The 25,474-nt window shown below is 70.7% G+C and carries 25 protein-coding genes; 20 read left to right on the forward strand and 5 right to left on the reverse strand.

Going from position 1 to position 25,474, the window contains the following annotated elements; translation table 11 throughout:
* The 4 genes from LPH33_RS13090 to hisG all read left to right on the forward strand — a co-directional run bounded on the left by LPH33_RS13090 (position 1) and on the right by hisG (position 3,042).
* Positions 1-861: a rhodanese-related sulfurtransferase gene (locus tag LPH33_RS13090; RefSeq protein WP_229564891.1), complete on the forward strand. Its 861-nt coding sequence runs from the start codon at positions 1-3 to the stop codon at positions 859-861.
* Between the two features lie 4 nt (positions 862-865).
* Entirely contained in the window at positions 866-1,753 is an 888-nt protein-coding gene (locus tag LPH33_RS13095; RefSeq protein ID WP_229564892.1) for a pseudouridine synthase, read from the forward strand.
* 40 nt (positions 1,754-1,793) lie between these two features.
* Positions 1,794-2,075 carry a phosphoribosyl-ATP diphosphatase gene (locus LPH33_RS13100; RefSeq protein WP_170318512.1) on the forward strand — a complete coding sequence of 94 codons (282 nt, stop codon included), beginning with the start codon at positions 1,794-1,796 and terminating at the stop codon, positions 2,073-2,075.
* 103 nt (positions 2,076-2,178) lie between these two features.
* A complete protein-coding gene (hisG, locus tag LPH33_RS13105) occupies positions 2,179-3,042 on the forward strand; it encodes an ATP phosphoribosyltransferase (RefSeq protein WP_016690818.1) in 864 nt (287 codons plus the stop codon).
* 48 nt (positions 3,043-3,090) lie between these two features.
* Here the strand turns inward: hisG and LPH33_RS13110 are convergent, their stop codons facing one another.
* Positions 3,091-3,930: a thioesterase family protein gene (locus LPH33_RS13110; RefSeq protein ID WP_160875342.1), complete on the reverse strand. Its 840-nt coding sequence runs from the start codon at positions 3,928-3,930 to the stop codon at positions 3,091-3,093.
* A complete protein-coding gene (locus tag LPH33_RS13115) occupies positions 3,927-4,820 on the reverse strand; it encodes a RecB family exonuclease (protein WP_229564893.1) in 894 nt (297 codons plus the stop codon). The genes LPH33_RS13110 and LPH33_RS13115 overlap by 4 nt, the downstream gene beginning before the upstream one ends.
* A gap of 89 nt (positions 4,821-4,909) precedes the next feature.
* Between LPH33_RS13115 and LPH33_RS13120 the strand changes: the two genes are divergently transcribed.
* Complete coding sequence (locus tag LPH33_RS13120; protein ID WP_229564894.1) at positions 4,910-5,761, forward strand: tRNA (adenine-N1)-methyltransferase; 852 nt, start codon at positions 4,910-4,912, stop codon at positions 5,759-5,761.
* A gap of 21 nt (positions 5,762-5,782) precedes the next feature.
* On the opposite strand, the gene LPH33_RS13125 is transcribed toward LPH33_RS13120, so the two are convergent.
* Entirely contained in the window at positions 5,783-6,262 is a 480-nt protein-coding gene (locus LPH33_RS13125; protein ID WP_120282826.1) for a nuclear transport factor 2 family protein, read from the reverse strand.
* Between the two features lie 187 nt (positions 6,263-6,449).
* Here LPH33_RS13125 and arc point away from each other — a divergent pair, with 187 nt between their 5' ends.
* The 6 genes from arc (at position 6,450) to prcA (ending at position 12,248) form a co-directional block, all read left to right on the forward strand.
* Positions 6,450-8,219 (forward strand): proteasome ATPase, encoded by a 1,770-nt coding sequence (arc, locus tag LPH33_RS13130; RefSeq protein ID WP_120282828.1) that lies wholly within the window; start codon positions 6,450-6,452, stop codon positions 8,217-8,219.
* A 76-nt stretch (positions 8,220-8,295) separates the two neighbouring features.
* Positions 8,296-8,682, forward strand: coding sequence for a nitroreductase family deazaflavin-dependent oxidoreductase (locus tag LPH33_RS13135; protein ID WP_026060877.1), 387 nt, complete (start codon positions 8,296-8,298; stop codon positions 8,680-8,682).
* A gap of 55 nt (positions 8,683-8,737) precedes the next feature.
* Positions 8,738-10,231, forward strand: a complete 1,494-nt coding sequence (dop, locus tag LPH33_RS13140) for a depupylase/deamidase Dop (protein WP_006552172.1) — start codon at positions 8,738-8,740, stop codon at positions 10,229-10,231.
* Positions 10,232-10,396: 165 nt separating this feature from the next.
* Complete coding sequence (locus LPH33_RS13145) at positions 10,397-10,588, forward strand: ubiquitin-like protein Pup (protein ID WP_229564895.1); 192 nt, start codon at positions 10,397-10,399, stop codon at positions 10,586-10,588.
* A complete protein-coding gene (prcB, locus tag LPH33_RS13150) occupies positions 10,585-11,439 on the forward strand; it encodes a proteasome subunit beta (RefSeq protein WP_420714436.1) in 855 nt (284 codons plus the stop codon). Before LPH33_RS13145 ends, prcB begins: the two co-directional genes overlap by 4 nt.
* Positions 11,436-12,248: a proteasome subunit alpha gene (gene prcA / locus LPH33_RS13155; RefSeq protein ID WP_229564896.1), complete on the forward strand. Its 813-nt coding sequence runs from the start codon at positions 11,436-11,438 to the stop codon at positions 12,246-12,248. The genes prcB and prcA overlap by 4 nt, the downstream gene beginning before the upstream one ends.
* Here prcA and LPH33_RS13160 read toward each other — a convergent pair.
* Positions 12,149-13,747 carry a bifunctional phosphatase PAP2/diacylglycerol kinase family protein gene (locus LPH33_RS13160; RefSeq protein WP_229564897.1) on the reverse strand — a complete coding sequence of 533 codons (1,599 nt, stop codon included), beginning with the start codon at positions 13,745-13,747 and terminating at the stop codon, positions 12,149-12,151. The genes prcA and LPH33_RS13160 overlap by 100 nt on opposite strands.
* A 31-nt stretch (positions 13,748-13,778) precedes the next feature.
* On the opposite strand from LPH33_RS13160, the gene pafA reads away from it, so the two are divergent.
* The 7 genes from pafA (at position 13,779) to LPH33_RS13195 (ending at position 22,422) form a co-directional block, all read left to right on the forward strand.
* Positions 13,779-15,137 carry a Pup--protein ligase gene (gene pafA, locus LPH33_RS13165; RefSeq protein WP_026061779.1) on the forward strand — a complete coding sequence of 453 codons (1,359 nt, stop codon included), beginning with the start codon at positions 13,779-13,781 and terminating at the stop codon, positions 15,135-15,137.
* An 88-nt stretch (positions 15,138-15,225) separates the two neighbouring features.
* Complete coding sequence (locus LPH33_RS13170) at positions 15,226-16,221, forward strand: helix-turn-helix transcriptional regulator (RefSeq protein WP_016695543.1); 996 nt, start codon at positions 15,226-15,228, stop codon at positions 16,219-16,221.
* Positions 16,218-17,246, forward strand: coding sequence for a helix-turn-helix transcriptional regulator (locus LPH33_RS13175; protein WP_229564898.1), 1,029 nt, complete (start codon positions 16,218-16,220; stop codon positions 17,244-17,246). The genes LPH33_RS13170 and LPH33_RS13175 overlap by 4 nt, the downstream gene beginning before the upstream one ends.
* Before the next feature lie 128 nt (positions 17,247-17,374).
* Complete coding sequence (tatA, locus tag LPH33_RS13180) at positions 17,375-17,632, forward strand: Sec-independent protein translocase subunit TatA (protein WP_016695541.1); 258 nt, start codon at positions 17,375-17,377, stop codon at positions 17,630-17,632.
* Between the two features lie 104 nt (positions 17,633-17,736).
* Positions 17,737-18,675 carry a twin-arginine translocase subunit TatC gene (gene tatC, locus LPH33_RS13185; protein WP_016695540.1) on the forward strand — a complete coding sequence of 313 codons (939 nt, stop codon included), beginning with the start codon at positions 17,737-17,739 and terminating at the stop codon, positions 18,673-18,675.
* The gene (locus LPH33_RS13190) at positions 18,672-21,428 is read left to right on the forward strand and encodes a DEAD/DEAH box helicase (protein ID WP_229564899.1); all 2,757 of its coding nucleotides are present in this window, start codon (positions 18,672-18,674) and stop codon (positions 21,426-21,428) included. The genes tatC and LPH33_RS13190 overlap by 4 nt, the downstream gene beginning before the upstream one ends.
* Before the next feature lie 106 nt (positions 21,429-21,534).
* Positions 21,535-22,422 carry a DUF4333 domain-containing protein gene (locus tag LPH33_RS13195; RefSeq protein ID WP_229564900.1) on the forward strand — a complete coding sequence of 296 codons (888 nt, stop codon included), beginning with the start codon at positions 21,535-21,537 and terminating at the stop codon, positions 22,420-22,422.
* A 10-nt stretch (positions 22,423-22,432) separates the two neighbouring features.
* On the opposite strand, the gene LPH33_RS13200 is transcribed toward LPH33_RS13195, so the two are convergent.
* Positions 22,433-23,410 carry a 5'-3' exonuclease gene (locus LPH33_RS13200; protein WP_229564901.1) on the reverse strand — a complete coding sequence of 326 codons (978 nt, stop codon included), beginning with the start codon at positions 23,408-23,410 and terminating at the stop codon, positions 22,433-22,435.
* A 35-nt stretch (positions 23,411-23,445) separates the two neighbouring features.
* Here LPH33_RS13200 and LPH33_RS13205 point away from each other — a divergent pair, with 35 nt between their 5' ends.
* Entirely contained in the window at positions 23,446-24,576 is a 1,131-nt protein-coding gene (locus LPH33_RS13205) for a M24 family metallopeptidase (RefSeq protein WP_160875326.1), read from the forward strand.
* 147 nt (positions 24,577-24,723) lie between these two features.
* Complete coding sequence (locus LPH33_RS13210) at positions 24,724-25,470, forward strand: SDR family NAD(P)-dependent oxidoreductase (RefSeq protein WP_229564902.1); 747 nt, start codon at positions 24,724-24,726, stop codon at positions 25,468-25,470.
* Positions 25,471-25,474 lie beyond the last annotated feature (4 nt).

Consider the following 25,474-nt stretch of genomic DNA (forward strand, 5'->3'; position numbering starts at 1 on the left):
GTGGCGGTCCCGAAGATCGTGCTGTTCTACAAGTTCACCCCGCTGCCCGACCCGGAGGCGATCCGGTTGTGGCAGCACACTCTGGCGTCGTCGCTGGGGTTGACCGGGCGGATCCTGATCTCCGAGCACGGCATCAACGGCACCGTCGGCGGTGACATCGCCGACGTGAAGAAGTACGTACGCGGGTTGCGCGGCTATGCGGCGTTCAAGGACACCGACATCAAGTGGTCCGACGGCACCGGCGACGACTTTCCGCGGCTGTCGGTGAAGGTGCGTCCGGAGATCGTGACGTTCGGGGTGCCCGACGAGGTGAAGGTCGACGAGCACGGCATCGTCGACGGCGGCACCCATCTGTCGCCGCACGGCGTGCACGAGTTGGTCGCCGAGCGCGGCGACGAGGTGGTGTTCTTCGACGGCCGCAACCGCTTCGAGGCGCAGATCGGCCGGTTCCGGGATGCGATCGTGCCGGACGTGGCCACGACCCGCGATTTCGTCGCCGAGCTCGACAGTGGACGCTACGACCATCTCAAGGGCCGCCCGGTGGTGACCTACTGCACCGGTGGGGTGCGCTGCGAGGTGCTGTCGGCGTTGATGCGCAACCGCGGGTTCGAGGAGGTCTACCAGCTCGACGGTGGCATCGTCCGCTACGGCGAGACCTTCGGCGACGAGGGTCTGTGGGAGGGTTCGCTGTACGTCTTCGACGGGCGGATGAACGTCGAGTTCAGCGACGAGGCGACGGTGATCGGCCGCTGCACCCTGTGCGGGACGCCGACCTCGCGGTACCGGAACCATCCGGAGATCCACGGCCGGGAGTTGACCCTGGTGTGCGAGGGCTGCGTCCCGGACCCCGTGGAGGCGTAGACCGGTGCGTGCTGCACCGCTGCCGGTGCGCGACGGGCTCGGCCCCGACCGCATCCGGATGCCCGCCGACGTCGACGCGGCCACGATCGTCGAGTTCCTGCAGGCCGGCCATCCCGAAGAGGACTGGGCGGCGCACATGGCCGCGGGCGAGCTGGTCGACGAGCACGGCCGCCGCATCGATGCGCGCACGCCGTATCAGCCGACGCGGTTCGTGTACTTCTACCGCGATCCGGCGCCGGAGGTGCCGGTGCCGTTCCCGGTGCGCGTCCTGCACCGGGAGGACGGTCTCGTCGTCGTCGACAAACCGCATTTCCTGGCGACCATCCCGCGCGGAGCGCACATCCGCGAGTCGGTGGTGGTGCGGTTGCGGCGCGAGCTGGAGCTGCCGCATCTGGTGCCGGTGCACCGTTTGGACCGGATGACCGCCGGGGTGCTGCTGTGCACCACGGATCCGGCGTGGCGGCGGCCCTATCAGGAGTTGTTCGAGCGGCAGCGGGTGCGCAAGGTGTACGAGGCGGTCGCCGGCTACCACCCGGACCTGTCGTTCCCGCAGGTGGTGCGCACCCGGATCGTGAAGCGGCACGGGGAGTTGACGGCCGAGCAGTTCGCCGACGAACCGAATTCGGAGACGCGCATCGAGTTGGTCGAGCGGCGGGGGGAGCTGGCCCGTTATCGGTTGTTCCCGCGTACCGGCCGCACCCATCAGTTGCGGCTGCATCTGGCGTGGTTGGGGGTGCCGATCGTGGGGGACAACTTCTATCCGCGGTTCCGGCGGCGCCGCGCGGACGATTTCACCGATCCGCTGCGGTTGCTGGCGCGGTCGCTGGAGTTCACCGATCCGATCAGCGGGGTGGCGCGGCGGTTCGTCAGCGGACGGGAACTCGACTTCTGAGCGGGTGGTGGTGTCCTGGCTGTAGGGCCGGTGGCGGGGCATGAAACAATCGACCCCTGTGAAGACCTTCGATTCCCTGTTCGCCGAGCTGTCCGAACGCGCCGCGACCCGCCCCGAGGGCTCCGGCACCGTCGCCGCCCTGGACGCCGGCGTGCATTTCCAGGGCAAGAAGGTACTCGAAGAGGCCGGTGAGGTGTGGATCGCCGCCGAGTACCAGTCCGACGAGGAACTGTCCGAGGAGATTTCGCAGTTGCTGTACTGGGTGCAGGTGCTGATGGTGGGGCGGGGTCTGAAGCTCGAGGACGTCTACAAGCATCTGTGACGGCCGGTGGCCCGCTGTGTCGGTGCCGCCGTCCGTGCCCTGTAGGTGCCCTGTAGATCCCTTCCTCGCTTCTGCTCGTCGTTCGAAAGGACCCAATTCCGTCATGCTGCGCGTCGCAGTCCCCAACAAAGGTTCGCTGTCCGAGTCCGCCGCCGAGATCCTGCAGGAGGCCGGTTACCGTCGGCGCACCGACTCGCGGGATCTGACGGTCATCGACCCGGTCAACGACGTCGAGTTCTTCTTCCTGCGGCCGAAGGACATCGCGATCTACGTCGGTTCCGGCGAGCTGGATCTGGGGATCACCGGCCGCGATCTGGCGATGGATTCGGGGGCTCCGGTCACCGAGCGGCTGTCGCTGGGCTTCGGGTCCTCGCGTTTCCGGTACGCCGCCCCGAAGGGCCGCGATTGGTCGGTCGAGGATCTGCAGGGTCTGCGCATCGCCACCTCGTACGCGAATCTGGTGCGTCGTGATCTCGCCGCCCGCGGCATCGAAGCCGAGGTGATCCGGCTCGACGGTGCGGTGGAGATCTCCATCCAGCTCGGCGTCGCCGACGCGATCGCCGATGTGGTCGGCTCGGGCCGGACGTTGCGCCAGCACGATCTCGTCGCCTTCGGCGAGTCGCTGTGCGATTCGGAGGGTGTGCTGATCGAGCGGGAGGGTTCGGATCACTCGGATCGGGCCCGCAACCAGCTGATCGCCCGCCTCGAGGGTGTGGTCTTCGCGCAGCAGTACGTGATGATCGACTACGACTGCCCCAAGCACCTGCTCGAGCAGGCCGTCGAGGTCACGCCCGGTCTCGAGTCGCCGACGATCTCGCCGCTGGCGAACGAGAACTCGGTGGCGGTGCGGGCGATGGTGCCGCGCAAGGGCCACAACGCGGTGATGGACCGGCTCGCCGAGATCGGTGCCCGCGCCATCCTCGCGTCGAACATCCGCTCGTGCCGGGCGATGCGCGCCCCCGAATAGACGCGCACCGATCCCGACATCTTCGATCTTCTGGTGCGGCCCCGCTGATCAGCGGGGCCGCACCTGCACGTTCTGGGCGATGCGGCCGAGCGCGCCGGTCTCGTCGTAGAGCAGACCGGCGGTCGTGCCGATCCCGTCGGGTCCGACGGACATCTCCGCGGCGATCCCCACCCAGTCCTGTTCGCGGAACTCGGGGGCGCGGAACAGGTGCACGGTCAGTTCGGTGTTGAGGAAGGTGTACTCGCGGGCGTCGAGTTTGGATCCGACACCGTTGGCGACGTCGGCGACGCTCATCAACCGGTCGAGTCCGCTGGGGGTTTCGCCTTCGACGAGGGCGATCTCGCTGCGCACCCACGCCGACGACAGGCCGGGAGCGCCGAAGGGGACGATGATGCGCCAGTCGACGGTGCCGATGTAGCCGCCCTTCCAGGCAGGATGCGGGGCACTGGCTTCGAAGTGGCCGGGGGCGGGCAGCGGGGTCTCCGAGGTGCGCGCGACCTGCGGCAGGTCGACGGTTTCGAGGCGCCAGCCGGTGCCGCGCGCGACCGCGCGGTGGGTGCCGTCGGGGGCGGTGGCCCACAGTTCGGCGACGACCAGTTCGATGCGGCGGCCGGGTCGTTCGATGTGGGTGCGCACCTCGAGGTCGGTGAGGGGGACGGGGCCGAGCAGTTCGACGGTGAGCCGGCTCAGGCGGGTGTCGGGGCGCGGCCGGTGCCGTTCGATGGCGCGGGCGAGCAGCGCCGAGGGTGGGGCGCCGTGCTGCAGGTGCGGTCCCCAGGTGCTGACGGTGTGTTCGGTGGGGCGGAACATCGCGATCTCGACGTCGTCGACCGGGCCGGTGGGGGTGCTCGGCCGGGGGACCGGCACGTAGTAGGCGGCGTCGCTCACTCGGGATTCTCCTGCTGCTCGATACGGTGGGGCGCACCCGACGTCGACGGTGTCGACTGGATCGACTGCGTCGCAACGCCGTCGAGGGGATACGGCGGTGGGGTACCGCCGAACGCCGGGCACAATGCCCGATGATCGCACCACCGGCAGCCGGGGCCGGGACGGGGGCGGAAGTCGCCGCTGCTGCGCAACTGCCGGATCGTCGCCCACATCGCCCGCACGATCCGTGCGAAGCGATCCAGCTCGTCGGGATCGGGCCGGTAGTGCAGCACCTGTCCGTCGCCGAGATACAGCAGCCGCAGCGAGGCCGGGACGATGCCGCGTTGCCGCCACACGATCAGCGCGTAGAACTTCAGCTGGAACAGCGCCGCCCGCTCGCCGCGCAGCGAGGGGGCGCGGCCGGTCTTGTAGTCGACGACGTGCACCGCCCCGGTGGCGTCGACATCGAGGCGGTCGATGATGCCGCGCAAGGGGACGTCGCCGTCGAGGGTGGTCTCCACCCGCAGTTCGCAGCCGTCGGCGGTGACGGCGGTGGGGTCCTCGACGGTGAAGTAGGTGTCCAGCAGCGCGGCGGCCTCGGCGAGGAAGGCCGCGTCGTCGATGTCGACGCCGAGATCGGGGGTGGCGGCGAGGACCCGGGCCAGGGCTTCGGGCAGCAGGGTCTGCGCGGCGGTGGCGGTGCGGGCCGGTCCGTCGAGGCCGAACAGCGCTTCGAGGGCGGCGTGCACGACGGTGCCGCGCGCCTGGGCGCGGGTCGGCGGTGCGGTGAGCCGGTCGACGGCCTTGAAGCGGTAGAGCAGCGGGCAGCGGGTGAAGTCGGCGGCCCGGGAGGGGGACAGGGCGACCGGCCGCGTGGTGTCGGTGGGGGGTGTGGGCGCAGCTGTGGTCACACCTGGCAGGCTAGGACGCGGGTCCGACACGGTGCCGGACCCGCGTGCCCGATCCCGGGTGCGGGGCTGGAACGAAGGTGGACACGGCGATGGCAGTAGGCGGACTCGGGCGCAGCGGACCCTTCCAGGTGGGGGACCGGGTGCAGTTGACCGACGCCAAAGGCCGCAAGTACACCGTGGTGCTCGAACCGGGCAAGGAGTTCCACACCCATCGCGGCGGGATCCTGCACGACGATCTGATCGGCACCGACGAGGGTGTGGTGGTCACCTCCACCAACGGCACCCCCTATCTGGCGTTGCGTCCGCTGCTCGTCGACTACGTGATGTCGATGCCGCGCGGCGCGCAGGTGATCTACCCGAAGGACGCCGCGCAGATCGTGCAGGAGGGCGACATCTTCCCCGGTGCGACGGTGCTCGAGGCCGGCGCCGGCTCCGGTGCGCTGACGTGTTCGTTGCTGCGCGCGGTCGGGGAGAGCGGCCGGGTGATCTCCTATGAGGTGCGCGAGGACCATCTCGAATACGCCGAGCGCAATGTCGACACCTTCTCCGGGGAGCGCCCGGCGAACTGGACGACGGTGCTCGGGGATCTGGCGGACTACGACGTCGAGAAGTACGGCCGTGTGGACCGGGTGGTGCTGGACATGCTCGCCCCCTGGGATGTGCTCGAGACGGTGAAGAAGGCGCTGGTACCCGGCGGGGTGCTCATCGTCTACGTGGCGACGACGACGCAGCTGTCGCGGGTGGTCGAGGCGATGCGGGAGCAGACCTGCTGGACCGAGCCGCGCTCGTGGGAGTCGATGGTGCGCGGGTGGCACGTGGTGGGGCTGGCGGTACGTCCCGAGCATCGGATGCAGGGGCACACGGCGTTCCTGGTCAGTGCCCGGCGTCTGCAGGACGGGGTGGAGACCCCGAAGCCGCAGCGTCGGCCCAGCAAGGGCTGAGCCGACGCCGACCGGCGGGGGTTATTCGCAGCTGAGCGTGCCCATGGCCAGGATCGAGCAGGCGCTCTCGTCGGCGATGACCCAGGTGCCGTCGATCTGCTCGAAGGTCAGCGGCATCGGGGCGCCGCCGTGCGGGCCGGCGACCTCGGTGGTCGCGGTGACGGTGTCGGCGTCGACCGTGGTGATCTCGCCGACGGTGCCGGTGAGCGGGTAGCCGGCGAGCACTCCGGTGAACTGGTCGAGCACGGCGGTGCGCGCGGTGCCGTTCTCCACGACCGCGGCGCGGTCCTCGGTGGTGGCGGCCGGGTCGAAGAACACGTCGATCTGTTCCTGCAGCTGCTCGACGGTGACCGCGGCGGTCACGGTGGTGCTGGTGGTCGTCGTCGCGCTGGTCGTGGTGGCGGTGTCGTCGCCGGCGTCGTCGGAGCTGCAGCCGGTCAGGGCGGTGAGGGCGGCGATCGCGGTGGCGGCGCAGAGTGTGCGGACTGGACGTGGGGTCACGGAGGAGTACCTTTCGAGAGAAACGGTCGACGCACGATATTTAGGGCAGCCTAACAGCGTGTCGGGTGTGCGGTGCCATGGCGCGTCCCACACGCGACACATGTTCGGAACACGACTGTTTCGTGTCCTCCCCCATGTGGGGCGATGTCCCGGTAGCGTGGAATGACCGACAGTGGAGGGAGTCGCTATGAGCTCGTCAGAGAAGCCGGATGCGGTTGCGGCGGCACGCGAAATCGAAGAGTTGCGCGCAGAGGTGGCGACCTTGCGTCGTCGGCTCGGCGAACCGTCCGATCAGGTACGCGACCTCGAAGCCCGGCTCGAGTCCCTCACGGTCCGCAACGGCAAACTGCTCGAGACCCTCAAGGATGCGCGCCAGCAGCTGATCACGCTGCGCGAGGAGGTCGACCGGCTGGCCCAGCCGCCGAGCGGCTACGGGGTGCTGCTCGAGACGTTCGACGATCAGACCGTCGACGTGTTCACCTCGGGCCGCAAGATGCGGGTCGCGGTGTCCCCGAATCTCGAACTCGACACCTTCCGGCCCGGTCAGACGGTGCGGTTGAACGAGGCGTTGACCGTCGTGGAGGTCGGTGGGTTCGAGCGCGTCGGCGAGATCACCACCCTGCGGGAGGTGCTCGACGACGGCACCCGCGCGCTGGTGGTCGGGCACGCCGACGAGGAACGCATCGTGTGGCTGGCGGCCCCGCTCGCCGCGGCCGCCGCCGACGACAGGACCGATGTGCTCGTCGACGACGAGAACTCGTTCACGCTGCGCCCGGGTGATTCGCTGCTGGTCGACAGCAAGGCCGGCTACGCCTTCGAACGGATCCCCAAGGCCGAGGTCGAGGATCTCGTGCTCGAGGAGGTCCCGGACGTCGGCTACAGCGACATCGGTGGCCTGGGCCGGCAGATCGAGCAGATCCGCGACGCGGTGGAGCTGCCGTTCCTGCACAAGGATCTGTTCCGCGAGTACTCGCTGCGCCCGCCGAAGGGTGTGCTGCTGTATGGCCCGCCCGGTTGCGGTAAGACCCTGATCGCGAAGGCGGTCGCGAACTCGCTGGCGAAGAAGATCGCCGAGGCCCGCGGCGACGATTCGAAGGAAGCGAAGTCGTTCTTCCTCAACATCAAGGGCCCGGAGCTGCTGAACAAGTTCGTCGGTGAGACCGAGCGGCACATCCGGTTGATCTTCCAGCGGGCCCGGGAGAAGGCGTCCGAGGGCACGCCGGTGATCGTGTTCTTCGACGAGATGGACTCGATCTTCCGCACCCGCGGTTCCGGTGTGTCCTCCGATGTGGAGACCACGGTGGTGCCGCAGCTGCTCGCCGAGATCGACGGTGTCGAAGGGCTCGAGAACGTCATCGTCATCGGTGCGTCGAACCGTGAGGACATGATCGACCCGGCGATCCTGCGGCCCGGCCGCCTCGACGTGAAGATCAAGATCGAGCGTCCGGACGCGGAGGCCGCGCAGGACATCTTCTCGAAGTACCTGACCGAGAGCCTGCCGGTGCACGCCGACGATCTCGCCGAGTTCGGCGGCGATCGGGTCGCGTGCGTGCGGGCGATGATCGAGCGGGTCGTCGAGCGGATGTACGCCGAGTCCGAGGACAACCGGTTCCTCGAGGTCACCTACGCCAACGGTGACAAGGAGGTCCTGTACTTCAAGGACTTCAACTCCGGCGCGATGATCCAAAACATCGTCGACCGGGCGAAGAAGTACGCGATCAAGTCGGTGCTCGAGACCGGGGCACCCGGTCTGCGGGTGCAGCACCTGCTCGATTCGATCGTCGACGAGTTCGCCGAGAACGAGGACCTGCCCAACACCACGAATCCGGACGACTGGGCCCGGATCTCGGGGAAGAAGGGCGAGCGGATCGTGTACATCCGCACCCTGGTCACCGGCAAGAACGCCAGCGCGAGCCGCGCGATCGACACCGAGTCGAACACCGGCCAGTACCTGTAGGAATCGACCCGCGACGGCCGGGCCTTCCCTCCTCCGGAAGGTCCGGCCGTCGCGGCCTATCGGGGGAGGACCGACCGTGCCGTTGCCGCGCACCATGGCCCGGTTCAACAAGATCGTCACCAACCGGGTCACCACACCCTTCGCGCAGCTGCTGCCGGGCACCGCGGTGGTCGAACATCGCGGGCGCCGCTCGGGCCGGGTGTTCCGCACCCCGGTGCTGCTGTTCGGTGTCGGCGACGATCTGCGGATCGCGTTGACCTACGGCGCCGACACCGACTGGGTGCGCAACGTGTGCGCCGCCGGCGAGGCGGTGGTGCACACTCGGGGCAGGGCCATCCCGGTGCGCGACCCGCGGCTCGGGACCGACCGGCAGGCGAGCTGGGCGCCGCTGCCGGTGCGGGTGGCGCTGCAGGCGATCGGCGCGCACGGCTATCTGGACTGCACCCCGCAGCCGCACCGCTGACCGGTGGCGGGGCTGTTCACGACCGTGAGCGTCCGGATCGCCTAGGCTCGAGGGCATGCAGCGGATCATCGGTATCGAGGTCGAGTACGGGATCTCCTCACCCAACGAGCCATCGGCGAACCCGATCCTGACCTCCACGCAGGCGGTGCTGGCCTACGCGGCCGCCGAAGGGGTGCCGCGCGCACGGCGCACCCGCTGGGACTACGAGGTCGAATCACCCCTGCGCGACGCGCGGGGCTTCGATCTGGGCCGGTTCAACGGCCCGGCCCCGGTCATCGACGCCGACGAGGTCGGCGCCGCGAACATGATCCTCACCAACGGCGCTCGCCTGTACGTCGACCACGCCCACCCCGAATACTCCGCCCCGGAGGTCGCCGACCCCCTCGACGCGGTGATCTGGGACAAGGCCGGCGAACGGGTGATGGAGGCCGCCGCCCGGCACGCGTCGAGTGTGCCCGGCGCACCCCGGCTGCAGCTGTACAAGAACAACGTCGACGGCAAGGGCGCCTCCTACGGCACCCACGAGAACTACCTGATGGACCGCGAGACCCCGTTCTCCGCGGTGGTCGCGGGCCTGACCCCGTTCTTCGTCTCCCGGCAGGTCATCACCGGCTCCGGACGCGTCGGCATCGGCCAGTCCGGTGACGAGCCCGGTTTCCAGCTCTCGCAGCGCGCCGACTACATCGAGGTCGAGGTCGGTCTCGAGACCACCCTCAAGCGCGGCATCATCAACACCCGCGACGAACCACACGCCGACGCCGACAAGTACCGGCGCCTGCACGTGATCATCGGCGACGCGAACCTGGCGGAGATGTCCACCTACCTCAAGGTTGGCACCACCGCGCTGGTGCTCGACCTGATCGAGGCCGGCATCGACCTGTCCGATCTGCAGCTCGCCCGCCCGGTCACCGCGGTGCACCACATCAGCCACGACCCGTCGCTGCGCAAGACCGTCGCGCTCGCCGACGGCCGGGAGCTGACCGGTCTGGCGCTGCAGCGGATCTACCACGAGCGGGTCGCGAAGTTCCACGACGGCACCGAGGACAAGCGGATCCTCGACATCCTCGACAAGTGGGCGATGGTGCTCGACCTGCTCGAACGCGACCCGATGGAATGCGCCGACCTGCTGGACTGGCCCGCGAAGCTGCGGCTGCTCGAGGGCTTCCGCAACCGCGAGGGACTGTCCTGGTCGGCGCCGCGCCTGCACATGGTCGACCTGCAGTACTCGGATGTGCGCCTGGACAAGGGCCTGTACAACCGGCTCGTCGCTCGCGGGTCGATGCAGCGGCTGGTCTCCGAGCAGCAGGTCCTCGATGCGGTGCACACCCCGCCGTCGGACACCCGCGCCTACTTCCGCGGCGAGTGCCTGCGCCGCTTCGGTGCCGATATCGCGGCGGCGAGCTGGGATTCGGTGATCTTCGATCTCGGTCGCGAGTCGCTGGTGCGCATCCCGACCCTCGAGCCGCTGCGCGGCAGCCGCGCGCATGTCGGGGAGCTGCTCGAGACGGCGCAGTCGGCGGCGGAGTTGGTCGATCAGCTCACCCACTGACCGCCCCTGTTGCGGTGGGCGGTGGCCGGATCACAGGTCGCGAGTACGCGTGTCGCCACCGGTGGACCGCTTCGCTGGGTAGGGTAGGAGTTCGAAGCAGCGGTGACCACACCGATCGTCGACCGGTGACGGTTCCGCGCCGAGTACAGGAGGAGGTCGGCGGCTATGGCACAGGAGCGGACCACACGCGGTGGCGGCGGAGACGACGACGAGGTCGTCGGTGACGGCGGTGCCGGTCAGGAGCGTCGCGAGAAGCTCGCCTCGGACACCGACGATCTTCTCGACGAGATCGACGACGTGCTCGAGGAGAACGCAGAGGACTTCGTGCGGGCATATGTGCAGAAAGGTGGCCAGTGACAGCCGAACGATCCTCTCTTCCCTACCGCGAGGTGCAGCCGAAGCTGCACCTCGCGTCGCCCTTGTCGTCGTTCTCCGACCACCTGCGGATGCACGCCCCGGAGATGCTGCCGGAGAACCGGTTCCGGTTCGAGCGAGGTGACCACGTGGACCTCGCCCCGCACGGCACCACCATCGTGGCGCTGACCTTCGACGGGGGTGTGCTCATCGCCGGCGACCGGCGCGCGACCATGGGCAACCTGATCGCCTCCCGCGACGTCGACAAGGTGTTCATCACCGACAACTATTCGGCGGCCGGCATCGCGGGCACCGCGGGCCTGGCGATCGAGCTCGTGCGACTGTTCGCGGTCGAACTCGAGCATTACGAGAAGATCGAAGGCGTGCCGCTGACCTTCGACGGCAAGGCCAATCGGCTCTCGTCGATGGTGCGCGGCAATCTCGGTGCGGCCATGCAGGGCCTGGCCGTGGTGCCGTTGCTGGTCGGTTTCGACCTCGACGCCGCCGATGCGCACCGCGCCGGGCGGATCGTGTCCTACGACGTGGTCGGGGGCCGCTACGAGGAACGCGCCGGCTACCACGCGGTCGGCTCCGGATCGTTGTTCGCCCGCTCGTCGCTCAAGAAGCTCTACCGCGCCGACGCCGACGAGCAGAGCGCGCTGCGCAGCGCCGTCGAGGCGCTGTACGACGCGGCCGACGACGACACCGCCACCGGTGGTCCCGACACCACCCGCGGGATCTACCCGACGGCGGTGGTGATCACCGCGGCCGGGGCCGTGGCCGTCGCGGAGGAAACCCTGTCCGAGCTGGCCCGCACCATCGTGGCCGACCGCACCGCAGGAGATGCCCGGTGACACTTCCGTACTATGCGTCCGCCGAGCAGATCATGCGCGATCGCTCGGAGCTGGCCCGTAAGGGCATCGCCCGGGGCCGGTCGGTGATCGCGTTGACCTACGCCGACGGTGTGCTGCTGGTGGCGGAGAATCCGTCGAAGGCGCTGCACAAGATCAGCGAACTGTACGACCGGGTCGGTTTCGCCGCCGTCGGCAAGTACAACGAGTTCGAGAATCTGCGGCGCGCCGGGATCATGCACGCCGACATGCGCGGCTACTCCTACGACCGGCGGGACGTGACCGGGCGGGCGCTGGCGAACGCCTACGCGCAGACCCTCGGCACGATCTTCACCGAGCAGCCCAAGCCGTACGAGGTGGAGATCTGCGTCGCCGAGGTCGGGCGCGCCGACACCGAGGACGGCCCGCAGCTGTACCGCATCACCTACGACGGGTCGATCGTCGACGAACCGCAGTTCGTGGTGATGGGCGGCAACACCGAACCGATCGTCACCGCGCTGCGCTCGTCGTACACGGGGGGTCTGCCGCTCGACGAGGCGGTCGCCGTGGCGGTGACCGCGCTGCAGCAGCCCGCCACCGCCGATGCGGCGCCGCGGGTGCTCGGCCGCGGGGAACTCGAGGTCGCGGTGCTCGAGAAGCAGCGGCCGCGCCGCGCCTTCCGGCGTATCTCGGGGGCGGCGCTCGACGCGCTGCTGCCCAGCACCGGGTCTGCTCAGGCGGCGCCGTCGGAGACGCCCGCCGATCCGGCCCCCGAGTCGGGGTCCGAGACCGCGACCGGCTCGGAGACCGGGTCCGGTCCCGACGCGGGCTGATCCGCCGCGAGCCGATAGACCGTCAACGCCGACGGCACCACCTCGAAGTCGAAACCGGTGCCGTCGGCGAGGACCTCCCCGTCGGTGGCCAACGCCACCGGATCCCCGATGACCTCCACCGACAGGCCCGGGATGTGCCGCTGCCGATACATCGGTGACGCGCCGAGGGTGCCGGTCGCCGCAGCGAGGAGCAGTCGCAGCCGCGAGAACCGGCTCTCCGCGGGCAGATACCGCACGTCGAGGGTGCCCCGATCCAGATGGGCGCGGGACATCGGCACCTGATCCGCCGGGGTGTAGTGGCCGTTGCCGACGAACAGCAACCACACCGCCCGCCCCGCCCCGTCGATCCGCACGGGCATCGGGCTCGCCGTGCGCAGCACCGCGAGCATCGCCAGGCCCGCCGCCGGCCACTTGCCGATCCGCGGTTCCCAGTGCTCCCGCAACCGCACCGCATCCGGATAGCCGCCGAGGCTGGCGGTGTTGACGAACCGCCGCACCGTGCGCCCGTCCGGCCCGGTCACCGTGACCTGACCGAGCCCGACGGCCACCGCCTGCCCGGCGGTGACCGCCCGCACCGTCTCCTCCAGGTCCACCACGCCGAGGTCGAGCGCGAAATGGTTGAGGGTGCCGCCGGGGAACACCGCCACCGGCAGCCGCGCGTCGACGGCGACGTCGAGCACCGCCGCGACCGTGCCGTCCCCGCCGCACACCCCCACCGCCTGCGGCCGATGTTCGGTCAGCAGACGTTCCAGCTGCTCCGCCGGATCGCCGTCGGGATCCAGATCGACGCGCCGCACCCCCGGCAGCGCGGCGGTGACGGCCGCGGCGATCTCCTCGGCGGTCCCGGCGTCGCGGTTGACCACCAGCAGCATCCCGTCGCCGCCGGGCAGGGCGGGCGCGGCGGCCGCGACCTGCACGGTCGCCGGTTCGCGGCTGCGCACCGCCCACCAGCGGCGCGTCGACCACGCCACCGTCGCGCCGACGGCGGCGCCGACGACGACGTCGCCGGGCCAGTGCACGCCGGTGTGCACCCGCGAATAGGCCACCGCCGCGGCCAGCGGCGCCAGGACCGCCCCGGCCGCAGGGGATTCGAGCGCCACCCCGGTCGCGAACGCCGCCGCCGACGCGGCGTGCCCGGACGGGAACGACGACGAGCGGGGGATCGGCACACTGCGGCGCCGGAACTTCGGGTCGGTGCGCGCCGGGGGCCGGCGGCGCGGCAACAGCGGTTTGAGCAGCCCGTTGGTCAGGGCGCTGGCCCCGGCCACCGACAGCAGACCCCGCACCGCCCCGCGGCGGGCGTGACCACCGACAGCGGCGCACACCGCGGCGCACGCCACCCACAGCACACTGTGGTTGGCGGCGCGCCCGAGATCGCGCAGCAGTGGGTCGGCGGGGGACGCGCGCAGCGCCCCGGTGCGCTCGAACAGGGCCCGGTCGGCGGTGCGGTAACGCTCGGGAACGATCACACCTCGACCGTAGATGTCGTTGCGACCCATGGGGGTCGGGTTCGCGCGGTACTGTCGAGGTGTGCAGCGACGAATCATGGGTATCGAGACGGAGTTCGGCGTCACGTGTACCTTCCACGGGCATCGTCGGTTGAGCCCCGACGAGGTGGCCCGCTATCTGTTCCGCCGGGTGGTGTCCTGGGGGCGCAGTTCGAACGTCTTCCTGCGGAACGGGGCGCGACTGTATCTCGATGTCGGTTCGCACCCCGAGTACGCCACCGCCGAGTGCGACGACCTGCTCCAGCTCGTCGAGCACGATCATGCCGGTGAGCGGGTCCTCGAGGAACTGCTCATCGACGCCGAGCAGCGTCTCGCCGAGGAGGGCATCGGCGGCGACATCTTCCTGTTCAAGAACAACACCGACTCGGCGGGCAACTCCTACGGCTGCCACGAGAACTATCTCGTCGCCCGTGTCGGCGAGTTCTCCCGCATCTCCGATGTGCTGCTGCCGTTCCTGGTGACCCGCCAGTTGATCTGCGGCGCCGGGAAGGTGCTGCAGACCCCCAAGGCCGCCACCTTCTGCCTGTCGCAACGCGCCGAGCACATCTGGGAGGGTGTCTCCTCGGCGACCACCCGGTCGCGGCCGATCATCAACACCCGCGACGAGCCGCACGCCGACGCCGAGAAGTACCGGCGCCTGCACGTGATCGTCGGGGACTCGAACATGTCCGAGACCACCACCATGCTCAAGGTGGGGTCGGCGGCGCTGGTGCTCGAGATGATCGAGGCCGGGGTGCCGTTCCGGGACTTCGCGCTCGACAACCCGATCCGCGCCATCCGCGAGGTCTCCCACGACCTGACGGGCCGGCGTCCGGTGCGCCTGGCCGGCGGCCGGCAGGCCAGCGCCCTGGACATCCAGCGCGAATACCACGCGCGGGCCGTGGAATATCTGCACCAGCGCGAACCCGACCCGCACGTCGCGCAGGTGGTGGACCTGTGGGGCCGCGTCCTCGACGCCGTCGAATCGCAGGACTTCGCGAAGGTCGACACCGAGATCGACTGGGTGATCAAGCGCAAGCTGTTCCAGCGCTACCAGGACCGCTACAACATGGAGCTGTCGGATCCGAAGATCGCGCAGCTCGACCTGGCCTACCACGACATCAAACGCGGCCGCGGTGTGTTCGACCTGCTGCAGCGCAAGGGTCTGGCGGCGCGGGCGACCGACGACGAGTCCGTCGACGCGGCGGTGAACACCCCACCGCAGACCACCCGGGCGAAGCTGCGCGGTGATTTCATCGCCGCCGCGCAGGCCGCGGGCCGCGATTTCACCGTCGACTGGGTGCATCTGAAGCTCAACGATCAGGCGCAGCGCACCGTGTTGTGCAAGGACCCGTTCCGGTCGGTGGACGAACGCGTCGAACGGCTCATCGCCTCCATGTGAGTACCGCCGGCCGTCGGATCGGACCGGACGGTCCGATCCGACGGACGGTGATGCGGTGCCGGCGGCGTGCGGGCACTAGGGTTGGCGCGTGGCGATCTCGAAAGTCGAACGGCTGGTGAACCTGGTCATCGCGCTGCTGTCCACCCGACAGTTCGTGACCGCGGAGAAGATCCGTGCCTCGGTGGCCGGCTACTCCGAATGCGCGAGCGACGAGGCGTTCAGCCGCATGTTCGAGCGGGACAAGAACGAACTGCGCGATCTCGGGGTGCCCCTCGAGACGGGCCGGCCGTCGCGGTCGTCGACGGTGGAGGGCTACCGCATCAACCGCGACGCCTACGAACTGCCCGAGATCGACCTCACCCGCGAGGAGACCGCCGCCGTGGCCGTCGCCGCGGCGCTGTGGGAATCGCCGGAGCTGACCGCCGCCGCGCAGGGCGCGGTGCTCAAGCTGCGTGCCGCCGGGATCCGTGTCGACTCCGACGGTGGGGAAGTGGTGGCGCCGCTGCCGCCGCGCGCCCGCGGTTCCGAACCGGCGTTGACGGCGTTGCTCGCCGCGATCGACGCGCGCCGCGCGGTGCGGTTCACCCACCGCAGTTCCCCCACCGAGCCGTGGTCGACGCGCACCGTCGAACCGTGGGGTGTGGTCACCGTGCACGGCCGCTGGTATCTCGTCGGCCACGACCGCGACCGCGACGCGGTGCGCACCTTCCGGCTCTCGCGCATCGGCGACGAGATCACCGCGATCGGCCCCGAGGGGGCGGTGCAGATCCCGGAGGGGGTGGATCTGCGGGGGCGCGTGCTCGCCGCGACCTCCCCGGCGGAGGTCAGCGGATCGGCGCGGCTGTGGGTGGCCGACGGGCGCGCCTGGGAGCTGCGCCGGCTCGGACAGGCCGGCGCGGCCCGGCGGATCGGCGACCGCGACGGGGTGGAACTCGAGGTGCCGGTGCGCTCGTGGGAATGGATCGCCCGGATCGTCGCCGGGCAGGGCGCGGACGCGTTGGTGCTCGACCCACCGGAGTTGCGGGCCGAGGTGCACCGCATCCTCGAACAGGCAACCACGGATGCGGGGGAGGAGGAGCGATGAGCACACGACTGTCGGCGCGACTGGGACGACTGCTCAATCTCGTGCCCTACTTCCTGGCGCACCCGGGGATCAGCGCGGCCGAGGCCGCCCGCGATCTCGGGGTCACCCCCAAGCAGGTGATGGACGATCTGAACCAGCTGTGGGTGTGCGGGCTGCCCGGCTACGGGCCCGGCGACCTGATCGATCTGTCGTTCTCCGAGGACAGCATCGTGGTGACCTTCACCGCCGGCATCGAACGCCCCCTGCGGTTGACCTCCACCGAGGCCACCGCACTGCTCGTGGCGCTGCGATCGCTGCAGGAGATGCCCGGTGTCGTCGACCCGTCCGCGGCGCAGTCGGCGATCGCGAAGATCGAGGCGGCCGCCGGGACCGCCGCGCTGCCCGCCGACACCACCACTGACACCGCCACCGCGGCGACTGCCGAGCCGGATCCGGAGGCAGCCGGGGACTCCGACGCCGCCGGACAGGTGCGGGCCGCGGTGCGCGACAGGCGCGCCGTGCACCTGACCTACTATTCGGCCTCCCGCGACACCGTCTCCGAACGCGACGTCGACCCGATCCGCATCGTCATCATCGACGAACACGCCTATCTGCAGGCCTGGTGCCGCAGCGCCGAGGGGGTGCGGCTGTTCCGCTTCGACCGCATCGACGCCGCCACCGTGCTCGACGAGCCGGCGCGCCCCCCGCACCGGGCGATCACCGACGACGAGCACCTCGAACTGTTCGAGGGCGACCCCTCGCTGCCCGCCGCACGGTTGCGCATCGCCCCGTCCTACACGTGGCTGCTCGACTACTACCCGCTCACCGACGTGCAGGTACTGCCCGACGGCAGTTGCGAGGCGTCGATGCGGTACGCGTCGCCGGGGTGGATGGCGCGGTTGCTCGTCGGTCTCGGCGCCGGGGTGCAGGTGCTCGACCCGCCCGAGTTGCGGGCGGCGGTGCGGGCGCGGGCCGAGGCGGCGCTGGCGGCCTACGCCGAGCTCGACGGGGAGAACGCGAGCCGCGGTGCGGGGCCGACACCCTGACGGCGAGAGTTGTGAAACATCTGTGTGAACCCTCTGCAAATTGTGGGTGGATACACCGGCGCGAGGCCTCGGTGTGTGCTCGAGGTCCGGTAGCATCGATCGGAGCCGATCAGTGGAGGTTGTTGTAAATGGGTGCAATGAGCCCCTGGCACTGGGCCATCGTGGCGCTGGTGGTCGTGATTCTCTTCGGTTCGAAGAAGCTGCCCGACGCCGCGCGCGGTCTCGGTCGTTCGCTCCGGATCTTCAAGAGCGAGGTCAAGGAGATGCAGAACGACGACGCCCGGGCGTCCACGCCGCAGCAGCCGGCGCCGAATCCGTTGCCGGCCGCGCAGCCGACGACCGATCCCGCCGCGCCGAACACGCACACCGAACCGCGGTCTGCCTGACCGACGTTCATCCTGCCGGGGCGCCCACCGCGGGTGTCCCGGCGTTCCGCTGACCCCGGCACGCCCGCACGCCGGTGGTCTCGACAGGAGCTGAGAACCGCACCGTGCGCATCCCGTTCGATCCGCGCCGAAGCCGGCGCAAGACCAATCCCGACGGCACCATGTCGCTGGTCGAGCACCTCTACGAATTGCGCACGCGTCTGCTGATCGCTCTCGCTGCGATCGTGCTCACCACCATCCTCGGTTTCGTCTGGTACAGCCGCAGCCTGTTCGGCCTCGAGAGTCTCGGGGAGATCCTGCGCGGCCCCTACTGCGACCTGCCCGCCTCGGCCCGCGCCGACCTGAGCAGCGACGGGGCGTGCCGTCTGCTCGCCACCGGTCCGTTCGAGCAGTTCATGTTGCGCCTGAAGGTCGCCGCCACTGCGGGCATCGTCATGGCGTGCCCGATCTGGCTGTACCAGCTGTGGGCGTTCGTCACCCCCGGCCTGTACCGCAAGGAACGCCGCTACGCGATCGGCTTCGTCACCTGCGGGGCGGCGCTGTTCGTCACCGGCGCGGTGCTGGCCTATCTGGTGATCTCCCACGCGTTGTCGTTCCTGCTCACTGTCGGCAACGACGTGCAGGTCACCGCCCTGTCGGGCGCCGAATACTTCGGCTTCCTCATCAACCTGCTGGTGATCTTCGGGGTGTCCTTCGAGATCCCGCTGGTGATCGTCGCGCTCAACGGCGTCGGGGTGCTGCCCTACGCCAAGCTCAAGGCGTGGCGGCGCGGGCTGATCATGGCGGTGTTCGTCTTCGCCGCCATCGCCACCCCCGGCCAGGATCCGTTCTCCATGCTCGCCCTGGCGTTGGCGCTGACGCTGCTCGTGGAGTTCGCCATCCAGATCGCCCGGCTGACCGACCGGCGCCGCGCCCGCAAGGCCCGCGCCGAGGGCTGGGCCGATCTCGACGACGACGAGGGTTCGACGATCCCCGCCCCGAGCCCGGTGGAGCCGGCAGCGCCCACCGATCCGGCCCGCACCGACTACTCCGACACCCTGTGACCGGCGACCCCACTCCCGGCCCTGCCGGTGACGACGGGACCGGCACCGCGCCGCTCGTCCCCACCCCGCAGCTCGCGGAGTTCGGCACCGGCCTCGGGTTCCCGCTCGATCCGTTCCAGATCGAGGCGTGCCGCGCCCTCGAGAACGGGCATTCGGTGCTGGTGTGCGCCCCCACCGGCGCCGGCAAGACCGTCGTCGGTGAGTTCGCGGTGTATCTGGCGCTGCAGGGCGGTTCCAAGTGCTTCTACACCACCCCGATCAAGGCGCTGAGCAACCAGAAATACGCCGACCTGTGTGCCCGGCACGGCCGCGACGCGGTGGGTCTGCTCACCGGCGACCAGTCCATCAACTCCGATGCGCCGGTGGTGGTGATGACCACCGAGGTGCTGCGCAACATGATCTACGCGTCGTCCACCGCCCTGATCGGCCTCACCCACGTGGTGATGGACGAGGTGCACTTCCTCGCCGACCGCTTCCGCGGCGCGGTGTGGGAAGAGGTCATCCTGCACCTGCCCGAGGACGTGCGGCTGGCGTCGCTGTCGGCGACGGTGTCGAACGCCGAGGAGTTCGGTGACTGGATGACCACGGTGCGCGGCGACACCACCGTCGTCGTCGACGAGGTGCGGCCCATCCCGCTGCACCAGCACATGATGCTCGGCTCCCGCATCTACGACCTGTTCGACCGCCGCGCCGACACCGACACCGCCCCGACCCGCCGGGGCCGCGACATCGTCGTCAACCCGGAACTGGCGTCGGCGGTGCGGCAACGGCAGAGCCTGTCCGGGATGGACCGCTGGGGTGAACGCGGACCCCGTTTCCGGCCGCCGCCGCGCCCGGAGGTCATCGTCCGCCTCGACCGCGACGGTCTGCTGCCGGCCATCACCTTCGTGTTCAGCCGCGCCGGCTGCGACGCCGCCGTGCAGCAGTGCCTGCGCTCGGGTCTGCACCTGACCGACGACACTGAAGCCGCCGAGATCCGCCGGATCGTCGACGAACACACCCGGGATCTGCCGCGCGGCGACCTCGAGGTCCTCGGCTACGCATCGTGGCGCACCGCCCTCGAACGCGGCATCGCCGCCCACCACGCGGGCATGCTGCCGGCCTTCCGGCACACCGTCGAAGAACTCTTCGTCCGCGGGCTGGTGCAGGCGGTGTTCGCCACCGAGACCCTCGCGCTGGGCATCAACATGCCGGCCCGCACCGTGGTGCTCGAAAAGCTCGTCAAGTTCAACGGCGACACCCACGCCGAGCTGACCCCCGGCGAGTACACGCAGCTGACCGGCCGGGCCGGGCGGCGCGGCATCGACGTCGAGGGCCACGCGGTCGTGCTGTGGCAGCCGGGCATCGAACCGGCCTCGGTCGCCGGGCTCGCCTCCACCCGCACCTTCCCGCTGCGCAGCTCCTTCCGCCCGTCCTACAACATGGCGGTCAACCTCATCGACGCCGTCGGGGTCGAGCGGTCGCGGGCGCTGCTGGAGATGTCCTTCGCCCAGTTCCAGGCCGACAAGTCGGTGGTCGGTCTCAAACGCGGCATCGACCGCAACGAGACCACCCTCGCGCAGCTGCGCGACCAGCTCGGCGGTGAGGGCAGCGAGATCCTCGACTATCTGCGGTTGCGCGCGGAGCTGACCGACGCCGAACGCGCCCACGAGCGGCGCGGCAAGCAGGATCGCCGGGCCGCGGCGGTGGCGTCGCTGGTGACCCTGCGGCGCGGCGACATCATCGCCGTGCCCGCCGGCAAACACACCGGCCTGGCCGTGGTGGTGCTGCCGGACACCGATGCCGGTGATCCGCGGCCGCAGGTCGTCACCGCCGACGCCTGGTCCGGTCGCCTCTCCGCCGGGGACTTTCCGACCCCGGCGACGGTGCTGGGCACGCTGCGGCTGCCGCGGCACGTCGATCACCGCACCGGCCGCGGGCGCCGCGACATCGCGTCGGCGTTGCGGTCGAAGGGCCTCGTGCCGCCGCGCCGTCCCAAGCGCAGCAGGTCCAAGGGTGACACCCGCGAGATCGACGCGTTGCGCCGCGAGCTCAAGCATCATCCGGCCCGCAAGCATCCCGATCTGGATTCGCTGGCGCGGGCCGGGGAGCGCTACCACCGGTTGCTGCGCGAGACCCAGCAGCAGCGCCGCAAGGCCTCCGCGGCGACGGATTCGCTGGCGCGCACCTTCGAGCGGATCGTCGCACTGCTCACCGAACGCGGCTATCTCACCCAGGGCGACGACCCGGCGACCACCGAGGCGGGGGAGCGGCTCGCCCGCATCTACACCGAATCGGATCTGCTGGTCGCCGAATGCGTGCGTCGCCGCGCGTGGGCGGGACTGTCCGCCGCCGAACTCGCCGCGGTCGCCTCGGCGGTGATCTACGAATCGCGCACCGACGAACCGGTGACCGTCGTCGGACCGACCGGCCCGATCCGGCACGCGCTGGCCGAGACCACCCGGATCTGCGACGGCTTGCGGGCCGACGAGATCCGGCACCGGCTGCCCCCGACCCGCGAACCGGATCTCGGTTTCGTCACCGCCGCCTACACCTGGGCGTCCACCGCGTCGCTGACCGAGGCGCTCGTCGCCGCGGAGGCGGCCGGCAAGGAACTCTCACCCGGGGATTTCGTGCGGTGGTGCCGGCAGCTGATCGATCTGCTCGACCAGATCCGCACCTGCGCGGACGATCCGGAGCTCGCCCGCACCGCCGGCAAGGCGGTCGGGGCGGTGCGCCGCGGGGTCGTCGCCGTCGATCCCACCGCCGAATGACCCGGCCCCTGCGGGGTGTCCGGGACGCCCGGTAGGCGTGGATGCCCGCGCGACGGGTGGACGCTACCGTATGGGCACACAACGGGAAGGGTGAGTGGAGACGACGATGACCGGGCCGAACGAACCGCAGGACTCGCCGGGGCAGAGGCCGCCGGAATCGACGGATCCATGGGCACCGAACCCGACCTCCGGGGGCGGTGAGCAGCCCGGATCACCGTGGGCGCCGCCCGCCGGCCAACAGCAGTGGGGGCAGGGCAGCGGCACCGGCTGGGGGCAGTCACCCACCGGGCAGTCGCCGTGGCAACCCGACACCGGTGCGGGTGGGAACGCCCCGCAGCCCGGGTGGGCGCCGCCCGCCGGGCAGCAGACTCCCGGGCAGCCCGGTGCCGGGCACCAGAATCAGTGGGGTGCGCCGACCGGTGCGCCGCACCAGGGGTGGGGTCCGGCCCCGCAGCCACCCGCGCCCGGCTGGGGACAGCAGGCACCCGGTCAACAGGCACCAGGGCAGGCACCGGGCTGGGCCCAGCAGCCGGGAGCCCAGCCGTGGGGCGCGCCCGGTCAGCAGCCGACGCAGCCCGTCCCGGGGTGGGGTGGGCAGCAGCCCGCCGGGGCGCAGCCCTGGGGTGCGCCCGCGAACACCTGGCAGCAGCCCGGTACACCGCAGCAGAACGGCCCGCAGACGGGAAAGTCGAAGCTGCCGTGGATCCTCGGCGGCGTCGGGCTCGTCGCGGTGCTCGCCCTCGTCGGGATCATCGCCGCGACGATGTTCGGCGGGAAGGTCCTCGACACCGAATCCACCCAGGCCGGCATTGCGAAGGTGCTCACCGAGTCCTACGGGGCCGGGCAGGTCGGCGACGTGCAGTGCCCGAGCGACCAGAAGGTCGAGGCCGGGCACAGCTTCACCTGCGCGGTCACCGTCGACGGCCAGTTCCGGGAGGTGACCGTCACCGTCACCGACGACAACGGCACCTACGAGGTCGGCCGCCCCAACTGACCGGGACCGGTCAGCGGTCGGCCAGGGCCGCGACCAGCGAGGACACCGGCCGTTCCAGACCCCACCGCTGCGCCAGCGCGGTGAGCTGCTCCGGATCGGCCGGTGCCGCCGGCAACACGTCCGAGCGGGACAGGTCCACGTCGGCGTCGGTGGCGACCCGCACCACCGGCAGCGCCGCATCCAGATAGTCCGCCGCGGCGGCGAGTTTGACCCGCATGCCCTTCGCCATCGACGTCGACTCGTCGAGCGCGGCCGCGCGCACCGCGTCGAGGGAGCCGTACTGCTGCAGCAACGACGCCGCGGTCTTCTCCCCCACACCCTTGACGCCCGGGAGTCCGTCCGACGGGTCGCCGCGCAGCGCCGCGAGTTCGGCGTAGGCGGCGCCGGCCCGCTCGGCGGGCACCCCGTAGCGTTCGGCGACCAGCGCCGGATCGAACAACTCGGCCTTGGCCAGGCCGCGCCCGGCGTAGAGCACCCGCACCGGCACCGGGCTGTCGGTGACGACCTGCAGCAGGTCGCGGTCGCCGCTGACCACGATCACCCGGTCCGTGGTCTCGCGGGCGGCGAGGGTGCCGAGCACGTCGTCGGCCTCGAAACCGGCCGCGCCGCCGGTGGCGATGCCGGCGGCGGCGAGCACCTCGAGGATCACCGGCACCTGCGGCAGCAGCGCGGGCGGGACCTCCTCGACGGTGCCGTCGGACCCGGCGGCGACCCGGTGCGCCTTGTAACTGGGGATCGCCGCGACCCGGAAGGCCGGGCGCCAGTCCAGATCCAGGCACACCACCAGCCGGGTGGGGCGGTGGGTGCGGATCAGCGAGGCCACCATGTCCACGAATCCGCGTACCGCGTTGACCGGGCTGCCGTCGGGGGCGGTGACCTTCTCCGGGATGGCGTGGAAGGCGCGGAACCACAGGCTCGCGCCGTCGAGCAGCATCAACGTGGGGTCCGGTGCGGGCGTGGGGTTCTCCGGTGCGGTCACGGACCACATCCTGCCATCCGGTCGCGGCCACTAGGCTCGAAGACATGACCACTGCCGCCACCCGATTCCCCGCAGACCGTTACGCGGCCCGCCTGGCCCGCGCCGCCGAACTCGGTGCCGCCGCCGGCTTCGATGCGCTGCTCATCACACCCGGACCGGACCTGCGGTATCTCACCGGTTCGCGCGCCGAGTCGTTCGAGCGCCTGACCTGCCTGGTGATCCCCACCGACGGCTCCGGGGCCACCGTGGTGGTGCCGCGGCTGGAGTTGGCGTCGCTGAACGACTCCGCGATCGGTGAGCTCGGTCTGCCGGTGCGGGACTGGGTGGACGGCCAGGATCCCTACGCGCTCGTGCGCGACCTCGTCGCGACGGCGGGGGCGTTCGCGGTGGCCGAGGCGATGCCGGCGCTGCACCTGGTGCCGCTGACCGCCCGGTTCGGCAGCGCCCCGTCCCTGGCGACGTCGGTGATCCGGCAGCTGCGGATGGTCAAGGACGCCGACGAGGTCGAGGCGTTGCGCCGTGCCGGTGCCGCCATCGACCGGGTGCACGCCCGCATGGGTGAATGGTTGCGCGCCGGGCGCACCGAAGCCGAGGTGGCCGCGGACATCACCGCCGCGATCCTCGATGAAGGCCACACCGCGGCGGCGTTCGTCATCGTCGGTTCCGGACCGCACGGCGCCGACCCGCACCACGAGGTGTCCGACCGGGTCATCGAATCCGGCGACATCGTCGTCATCGACATCGGTGGTCCCGTCGAACCGGGCTACTACTCGGATTCGACCCGCACCTACAGCATCGGCGAACCGGACCCGGAGGTCGCGACGAAGATCGCGGTGCTCGAGAAGGCACAGCAAACCGCGGTGGATGCGGTGCGTCCCGGGGTGCGTGCCGAGGACGTCGACGCCGCCGCCCGCAACCTGCTCGCCGCCGCCGGTTACGGGGAGGCGTTCGTGCACCGCACCGGGCACGGCATCGGCCTGTCGGTGCACGAGGAGCCGTACATCGTCTCCGGCAACGACGACACCCTGCAGCCCGGCATGGCGTTCAGCATCGAACCGGGTATCTACTTCCGCGGCGAGTGGGGTGCGCGGATCGAGGACATCGTCGTCGTCACCGAGGACGGCTGCGAGTCGATGAATCTGCGCCCGCACGGATTGACGGTGCTACCGGGCTGACACCCGGCCGGGTTCACCGCTCGTCGAGCAGGGCGAGCAGCTTGTCGGCGAGGGAGACGTCGATGCTCGGGGTGCGGTCACTGTCCATCCCGCAGACAGTAGAACCCCGCCACTGCATCCCGGAGATCGACCCGGGACACTGGCCGCATGAACCACACCGCGCAGGGAACCGTCGTCATCTTCGGGGGACGCAGCGAGATCGGCGTCGAGGTCGCCACCCGACTCGCGCCGGGCCGCACCGTGATCCTGGCCGCGCGTCGCGCCGACGACCTGGCCGACGAGTGCGCCGCCGTGCGGGCGGCAGGTGCGACGGCGGTGCACCCAGTCGAGTTCGACGCCGACGCCCTCGACACCCACACCGCGGTGCTCGACCGGATCGCCGCCTTCGGGCCGATCGATGTGGCGGTGCTGGCCTTCGGCATCCTCGGCGACCAGGCCCGCGCGGAAACCGATGCGGCGCACGCGGTGTCGATCGTGCACACCGACTACCTCGCGCAGGTCGCGTTGCTCACCGACCTGGCGCAGCGGCTGCGCGCGCAGGGCTCGGGGCGGCTGGTGGTGTTCTCCTCCGTCGCCGGGTGGCGGGTGCGCCGCGCCAACTACGTCTACGGCTCGGCGAAGGCCGGCCTCGACGGTTTCGCGTCCGGTCTGGCGGATGCCCTGCACGGCAGCGGGGTGTCGCTGCTGCTGGTGCGCCCCGGTTTCGTGATCGGGCGGATGACGGAGGGCATGAGCCCGGCGCCGTTGTCGAGCACCCCACCGCAGGTCGCCGACGCGACGGTGCGGGCGCTGCACCGCGGGCGCGGGGAGGTGTGGGTGCCGGCGGTGCTGCGGCCGGTGTTCTTCGGGATGCGGCTGCTGCCGCGGGCGGTGTGGCGGCGTCTGCCGCGCTGACGAC

Source organism: Rhodococcus sp. RDE2 (assembly GCF_020885655.1).
Classification (GTDB): Bacteria; Actinomycetota; Actinomycetes; order Mycobacteriales; family Mycobacteriaceae; genus Rhodococcus; species Rhodococcus pyridinivorans.

Coding starts and splice junctions, on each gene's coding strand:
- LPH33_RS13100 (WP_170318512.1), top strand. CDS start 1,794: ATGAAACAATCGACCCCTGTGAAGACCTTCGATTCCCTGTTCGCCGAG.
- hisG (WP_016690818.1), top strand. CDS start 2,179: ATGCTGCGCGTCGCAGTCCCCAACAAAGGTTCGCTGTCCGAGTCCGCC.
- LPH33_RS13120 (WP_229564894.1), top strand. CDS start 4,910: ATGGCAGTAGGCGGACTCGGGCGCAGCGGACCCTTCCAGGTGGGGGAC.
- arc (WP_120282828.1), top strand. CDS start 6,450: ATGAGCTCGTCAGAGAAGCCGGATGCGGTTGCGGCGGCACGCGAAATC.
- dop (WP_006552172.1), top strand. CDS start 8,738: ATGCAGCGGATCATCGGTATCGAGGTCGAGTACGGGATCTCCTCACCC.
- LPH33_RS13145 (WP_229564895.1), top strand. CDS start 10,397: ATGGCACAGGAGCGGACCACACGCGGTGGCGGCGGAGACGACGACGAG.
- LPH33_RS13160 (WP_229564897.1), bottom strand. CDS start 13,747: ATGGGTCGCAACGACATCTACGGTCGAGGTGTGATCGTTCCCGAGCGT.
- LPH33_RS13175 (WP_229564898.1), top strand. CDS start 16,218: ATGAGCACACGACTGTCGGCGCGACTGGGACGACTGCTCAATCTCGTG.
- tatA (WP_016695541.1), top strand. CDS start 17,375: ATGGGTGCAATGAGCCCCTGGCACTGGGCCATCGTGGCGCTGGTGGTC.
- LPH33_RS13195 (WP_229564900.1), top strand. CDS start 21,535: ATGACCGGGCCGAACGAACCGCAGGACTCGCCGGGGCAGAGGCCGCCG.
- LPH33_RS13200 (WP_229564901.1), bottom strand. CDS start 23,410: ATGTGGTCCGTGACCGCACCGGAGAACCCCACGCCCGCACCGGACCCC.
- LPH33_RS13205 (WP_160875326.1), top strand. CDS start 23,446: ATGACCACTGCCGCCACCCGATTCCCCGCAGACCGTTACGCGGCCCGC.
- LPH33_RS13210 (WP_229564902.1), top strand. CDS start 24,724: ATGAACCACACCGCGCAGGGAACCGTCGTCATCTTCGGGGGACGCAGC.